This is a genomic window from Bacteroides sp. An269 (assembly GCF_002159755.1).
Taxonomy (GTDB): domain Bacteria; phylum Bacteroidota; class Bacteroidia; order Bacteroidales; family Bacteroidaceae; genus Phocaeicola; species Phocaeicola intestinalis.
The window spans coordinates 20,943-27,719 of sequence record NZ_NFJG01000050.1; the positions used below are offsets into that span (position 1 = coordinate 20,943).

The following is a 6,777-nucleotide window of genomic DNA, read 5'->3' on the forward strand; positions in this document are numbered from 1 at the left end:
CGCCGTTATTAAGTATTAATTATTAACTATTAACTCTATAAATAACAATGAATAAACTTATCGCAATTTTAGCAATGGGCATCTGCTTTAGCAATGTATATGCCAAAGGTCCTAAGAAAGACAAGACAGAAGAAGAAGGATTTGTATTTACTACGGTAAAAGAAAACCCGATTACTTCCATCAAAGATCAAAACCAGTCGAGCACGTGCTGGTCGTTCTCTACCCTCGGTTTCTTCGAATCGGAACTGCTCCGGTTGGGAAAAGGAGAGTTCGACTTGTCGGAAATGTTCGTTGTACATCATACGATGGAAGACCGTGCCGTAAACTACGTGCGTTATCACGGCGATGCTTCCTTCTCGCCGGGCGGAAGTTTTGAAGATATCGTATACTGTTACGAAAACTATGGAATGGTGCCCCAAGAAGCCATGCCGGGCATCATGTACGGCGATTCACTCCCGAACCACAACGAACTGGATGCCGTAGCTTCAGGGTATGTAGATGCCATAGCCAAAGGTAAATTGAAAAAATTAAGTCCAGTCTGGAAAAACGGAGTATGTGCCATTTACGATACTTACCTGGGCAAATGTCCGGAACAATTCACCTATAAAGGCAAGACCTACACACCGCGAACCTTCGCCGATGAAGTATTGGGATTGAATATGGATGACTATGTTTCGCTGACCTCGTACACACACCATCCGTTCTACAAACAGTTCAGCATCGAAGTGCAAGACAACTGGCGCAACGCTTTGTCGTATAACCTTCCCATTGACGAACTGATGGCAGTAATGGAAAACGCCATCAACAATGGATACACATTCGCCTGGGGAGCTGATGTAAGCGAACAAGGCTTCACACGCAATGGAGTTGCCGTATGCCCCGATGTGGAAAAAGGCGCCGAACTGACAGGCTCGGATATGGCACATTGGCTGGGTTTGAGCCCTGCAGACAAACGCAAAGAGCTTACTGCCAAACCGCTTCCGGAAATCACCGTAACCCAAGAGATGCGCCAGGAAGCTTTCGACAATTGGGAAACGACCGACGACCACGGCATGGTCATCTACGGCATCGCCAAAGACCAGAACGGAAAAGAATACTTTATGGTAAAAAATTCATGGGGCACGGAAGGCAAGTACAAAGGCATCTGGTATGCATCGAAAACTTTCGTCGCTTATAAAACTATGAATATACTGGTACATAAAAAAGCAATCCCGGCAGATATAGCCAAAAAACTGGGGCTGTAAATCAATAATATAGAATATTTATAAATAATTAAACGGCTGGTTCCTGAAAATAATTCGGGAATTAGCCGTTTTTTTCTTGCTTTTTTCTTACTTTTACAAGTTGAAAGAGCAGGGCATATTTTCAAGTATTCATACCCCGCTCCTTTGAATGCAGAAAAAGAAAGAAAAAAAATATATAAATGAACTACAAATGGAACTATCAACCTCCTACACTCGAAGAACGGGAAGCAGCTAAGGCTCTGGCGAAAGAAATTGGCATCAGCCCAATTCTTTGCCGGCTGCTCTTACAAAGAGGTATTACCTCGGCTGGTGAAGCCAAACGCTTTTTCCGCCCGCAACTGAACGAACTGCACGACCCGTTTCTCATGAAAGACATGAGTCTAGCCGTGGAGCGCCTGAATAAAGCCATGGGACGGAAAGAGCGCATCATGGTGTATGGAGACTATGACGTGGACGGCACAACCGCCGTTGCACTGGTATACAAATTCCTCCAGCAGTTCTATTCGAACATCGACTATTACATCCCCGACCGTTATAACGAAGGGTATGGAGTATCGAAAAAAGGAGTGGATTATGCGTACGAAACCGGCGTAAAGCTGATTATTGTGTTGGATTGTGGCATCAAAGCGGTAGAGGAAATCGCCTATGCCAAGGAAAAAGGTATCGATTTTATCATCTGCGACCATCATGTACCCGACGATACATTGCCGGTCGCGGTTGCCATCTTGAACCCGAAACGGTTTGACTCGACTTATCCTTACGATCACTTGTCGGGTTGTGGAGTGGGCTTCAAGTTTATGCAAGCCTTTGCACTGAACAACGGGATAGAGTTTCATCAACTGACTCCTCTGTTAGACTTGGTAGCAGTAAGCATCGCATCTGATATTGTACCCATCATGGGAGAAAACCGGGTACTGGCTTATCATGGCTTACGCCAACTGAATACCAACCCCAGCGTAGGACTGAAAGCCATCATCGATGTATGTGGCTTGTCCGACAGGGAACTCAACATGAGTGACATTATCTTTAAGATAGGTCCCCGCATCAATGCGTCCGGCCGTATACAGAATGGAAAGGAAGCTGTAGACCTGCTCACGGAAAAAGATTTCCCCGCAGCATTGGAAAAAGCAAATCAGATCAACCGGTATAATGAAACACGGAAAGACCTGGATAAGAATATGACGGAAGAGGCAAACAAGATTGTCGACCATTTGGACAATTTGTCCGAACGGCGATCTATTGTCATTTACAACGAAGCCTGGCACAAAGGAGTAATCGGTATCGTTGCATCACGTCTGACGGAAATCTATTACCGACCTGCTGTTGTATTGACACGAACCGATAATCTTGCCACCGGCTCTGCACGTTCGGTATCGGGATTTGATGTATATAAAGCCATCGAATATTGCCGGGATTTGCTGGAAAACTTCGGCGGACATACATATGCCGCAGGGCTTTCGATGAAAATAGAAAACGTACCGGAGTTTACCCGGCGTTTCGAAGAGTATGTAACCGACCATATTCTGCCTGAACAGACCAGTGCCACCATTGATATCGATGCCCAACTGGATTTCAGGGATATCACTCCGAAATTCTTCTTCGACTTGAAGAAGTTCAATCCTTTCGGACCTGAAAACCCGAAACCGGTATTCTCTACGCTGAACGTTTACGATTATGGCACGAGTAAAGTAGTAGGACGTGACCAGGAGCATATCAAATTGGAATTGGTAGACAACAAGTCAAACAATGTGATGAACGGAATCGCATTCGGACAAAGTTCGCAGGCTCGTTATATCAAGACCAAACAATCGTTTAATATCTGCTATACCATTGAAGAAAACACTCATAAACGAGGAGACATTCAGTTACAAATAGAGGATATTAAACCGAGCAAACAGACATGACCGATTATAAAAGCATATTGAAACACTACTGGGGATATGACAATTTCCGAGGCATACAGGAAGACATTATCTCCAGTATCGGTAGTGGACGTGACACGTTAGGGCTGATGCCTACGGGCGGTGGAAAGTCCATTACCTTTCAAGTGCCTGCCCTGGCGAATCCCGGACTATGCCTGGTCATCACTCCGCTGATTGCCCTGATGAAAGACCAAGTACAAAACCTGCGAAAACACGGTATCAAGGCACAAGCAGTCTACTCGGGTATGACGCGTGAGGAGATTGTCATTGCACTGGAAAACTGCATCTTCGGTGACTATAAGTTTCTATACATTTCACCCGAACGGCTCGGCACCGAAATCTTCCAGAACAAGTTGCGCAGTATGAAAGTAAGCATGATAACAGTAGACGAATCACACTGCATTTCGCAATGGGGATATGATTTCCGTCCTGCCTACCTGAAAATAGCCGATGTGCGCAAACTCTTGCCCGATGTACCCGTACTGGCACTGACAGCTACAGCTACCCCCGAAGTGGTAAAGGACATCCAAGTACGGCTTGCCTTCCGCGAAGAAAACGTATTCCGGATGAGTTTCGAGCGCAAAAACCTTGCCTATATTGTCCGCCGCACGGAAGATAAAAGCGGTGAATTGCTACATATCCTTAACCAAGTGCAAGGTTCTGCAATCGTCTATACACGAAACCGGAAACGCACCAAAGAAATATCACTATTCCTAAACCAGCACGATATCAGTGCCACTTTCTACCATGCCGGACTAGACAACAAAACCAAAGACTTGCGACAAAAAGGCTGGCAGGCAGGTACGTATCGTGTAATGGTGGCTACCAATGCCTTCGGGATGGGCATTGATAAACCGGACGTGCGGCTGGTTATTCATATCGATTTTCCAGATTCACCGGAAGCCTATTTTCAAGAAGCCGGACGTGCGGGACGTGATGGACAAAAAGCATACGCGGTCTTACTGTATGCACAAAGTGACAAGACTATTTTGAAAAAACGGATAAGTGATGCCTTTCCAGAAAAAGACTATATCCGCCAAGTATATGAACACATCAACTACTATTACCAGATGGCCATGGGTGATGGCAGAGGATGTACTTTCGCTTTCAACATCGATGAGTTCTGTCAGCGCTTCAAGCATTTTCCAGTTCGCGTAGACAGTGCCCTGAAAATACTGACCCGCGCAGGATACCTGGAATATACCGATGAGCAAGACAATGCCTCCCGTCTTATTTTCACCCTGCGCCGCGATGAATTATACCGTATGGAAGAGCATAACCAGGATACAGAAAAACTGCTCCGCATTATCCTGCGCTCGTACACCGGCCTGTTCAGCGATTATGCATACATCAATGAAGAAACTTTATCCCAAAGAAGCGGACTTTCACGCCAACAGGTATATGATACGCTCATCCTTTTGACCAAACGACATATCCTACACTATATACCGGGCAAAAAGACTCCTTATATTATATATACACGCGAGAGGCAAGACACGAACCGTATTGTATTAAACAAAGAAGTATACGAAGACCGGAAAAGAAGTTATGAAAAACGCATACAGGCAATGTTGGAATATGCCGAGAGCAACGACCAGTGCCGAAGCCGGATGCTGCTGCATTATTTCGGTGAAAATAATGAACATAATTGCGGACAATGTGACGTATGCCTTGAGAAACATACATCCGGATTAAAAAAAGGTGAATACGAAGACATTGCCTCCGATATAAAAAACTTGCTGAACAGACATCCCCACACCCCACAGGAAGTGATTCATGCCTTGTCTGTACCCGAAGAAAAAATTCTGAACGTACTGACGTACCTGCTTTCGGAAGAACGCATCAAGCAAGAGAACGGAAAACTCTATCTGATGAAAACTTGAACCATTTAACCACATAGATTGTTAATAAGTTTATAAGTCGGGAAGCCCTTTAGGAACGCTCAAACTCAAAAACCCAAAAACTTAAAAACTCAAAAACTTAAAAACTCAAAAACCATGAAAACACCATCCATCATTTCAATCTTAGCCTTCGCCGGCATGCTCAACGTATCGCTCCCGGCAAATGCCTGTACAGGAATCACCCTGACCAGCCAAGACAGTACCACCATCGTAGCCCGTACCATCGAATGGGGAGGCAGCGACCTGAACAGCCAGTATATCATTGTACCACGAGGCTATACAATGCATTCGCTTACTCCCGATGGAAACAAAGGCATGACATTTACTGCACGTTATGGTTATGTAGGGCTTGCAGTAGAACAAAAAGACTTCATTGCCGAAGGTATCAATGAAGCCGGCTTATCTGCCGGACTATTTTATTTTCCCAATTATGGAGAATACGAAACTTACAACCCTGCCCAAAAAGATACCAGCATAGCCGACCTGCAACTGGTTGCTTGGATATTGGGCGAATGTGCTACACTGGAAGAAGTGACAGAAAAAGTAAACGAAGCACACATCATCAGTATCGACCCGCGTGCTTCTACCGTTCATTGGCGGTTTACCGATGTCAGCGGACGACAAATTGTACTGGAAATCGTTCAAGGAAAAGCCCGGTTTTACGAAAACGACCTAGGCGTACTGACCAATTCACCCGGATTCGAATGGCACCTGACCAATCTTAATAACTACGTGAACCTCTATCCCGGTTCAGCTCCTTCCCAATCATTGGGCGATACGCGACTGGCTTCTTTCGGGGCAGGAAGCGGATTCCTCGGTATCCCAGGTGATGTGACTCCTCCTTCACGTTTCGTAAGAGCTGCATTCTATCAAGCCACGGCACCCAAACAGGAAAACGCACTAAAAACGGTTCTCCAGTCATTCCAGATATTGAACAATTTCGACATTCCCGTAGGCATTGAATTTACCGGAGGAAAAATCCCCGCCGACATTCCCAGTGCTACCCAATGGACTTCGGCTACAGACATGAAACACCGTATTATTTATTACCGTACGATGTACAACAGCGAGATACGTAGTATCCGACTCAAAGATATTGATTTTTCAAAAGTCGCCTATCAAGCCGTCCCACTGGATGAAGTAAAACAACAACCTGTTCGAATCCTACAAATCAAATGAAACCTTGTGGGATGCAAGAGGATTAAAAATACTCATATCAGGCATACATACAATGTAATTATCTGATACTGAATATGGGATTATCTTCTCCGCTAGAGAAGATAATCCTCTTCAATCTAAGAAACTGTTTTGAATTGATTCAAGAATAATGTTATAAGCATCTTCAGATCTCAAATCAGTCGGTCAATTGGAAAAATGTTATATCTTTAAAGGTACCAAACAATAAAGTTATGACACAGTATCCAACCGACCTGACTGAAAAACAGTGGCAAGTTATAAAAAATATTTTAGAGCCGCAAGCGAGGAACCGAAAATATGATTTGCGTGAAATATGGAATGCCATCCTTTATATCAACAAGACCGGCTGCCAGTGGCGTATGCTTCCTTCTGACTTCGCCCCTTGACAAACCGTCTATTACTATTTCCGCAAGTGGAAGCTTGAAGGTGTGTTTGAAGAGGTGATGGATGCCTTGCACTCCCTTATCCGTAAACAGGCGGGACGGGAGGAAAGTCCCAGTCTTGGCATCATGG

The 6,777-nt window shown here is 44.8% G+C and carries 5 protein-coding genes; all 5 read left to right on the plus strand.

Annotation, left to right across the window (positions count from 1 at the left end; genetic code table 11):
* Nucleotides 1-47 precede the first annotated feature (47 nt).
* The 5 genes from B5F71_RS10655 to B5F71_RS21025 all read left to right on the plus strand — a co-directional run bounded on the left by B5F71_RS10655 (nucleotide 48) and on the right by B5F71_RS21025 (nucleotide 6,650).
* Nucleotides 48-1,244, plus strand: coding sequence for a C1 family peptidase (locus B5F71_RS10655; RefSeq protein ID WP_022039666.1), 1,197 nt, complete (start codon nucleotides 48-50; stop codon nucleotides 1,242-1,244).
* 179 nt (nucleotides 1,245-1,423) lie between these two features.
* A complete protein-coding gene (recJ, locus tag B5F71_RS10660; RefSeq protein ID WP_022039667.1) occupies nucleotides 1,424-3,148 on the plus strand; it encodes a single-stranded-DNA-specific exonuclease RecJ in 1,725 nt (574 codons plus the stop codon).
* Nucleotides 3,145-5,049, plus strand: a complete 1,905-nt coding sequence (locus B5F71_RS10665) for an ATP-dependent DNA helicase RecQ (RefSeq protein ID WP_087210047.1) — start codon at nucleotides 3,145-3,147, stop codon at nucleotides 5,047-5,049. The genes recJ and B5F71_RS10665 overlap by 4 nt, the downstream gene beginning before the upstream one ends.
* A gap of 156 nt (nucleotides 5,050-5,205) precedes the next feature.
* Complete coding sequence (locus B5F71_RS10670) at nucleotides 5,206-6,246, plus strand: choloylglycine hydrolase family protein (RefSeq protein ID WP_239414141.1); 1,041 nt, start codon at nucleotides 5,206-5,208, stop codon at nucleotides 6,244-6,246.
* Between the two features lie 230 nt (nucleotides 6,247-6,476).
* Nucleotides 6,477-6,650, plus strand: a complete 174-nt coding sequence (locus B5F71_RS21025; protein WP_241148592.1) for a transposase — start codon at nucleotides 6,477-6,479, stop codon at nucleotides 6,648-6,650.
* Nucleotides 6,651-6,777: the final 127 nt, after the last annotated feature.

What these genes read in the sequence shown, in the direction of transcription:
- B5F71_RS10655 (WP_022039666.1), top strand. Translation starts at nt 48, where the DNA reads ATGAATAAACTTATCGCAATTTTAGCAATGGGCATCTGCTTTAGCAAT.
- recJ (WP_022039667.1), top strand. Translation starts at nt 1,424, where the DNA reads ATGAACTACAAATGGAACTATCAACCTCCTACACTCGAAGAACGGGAA.
- B5F71_RS10665 (WP_087210047.1), top strand. Translation starts at nt 3,145, where the DNA reads ATGACCGATTATAAAAGCATATTGAAACACTACTGGGGATATGACAAT.
- B5F71_RS10670 (WP_239414141.1), top strand. Translation starts at nt 5,206, where the DNA reads ATGCTCAACGTATCGCTCCCGGCAAATGCCTGTACAGGAATCACCCTG.
- B5F71_RS21025 (WP_241148592.1), top strand. Translation starts at nt 6,477, where the DNA reads ATGACACAGTATCCAACCGACCTGACTGAAAAACAGTGGCAAGTTATA.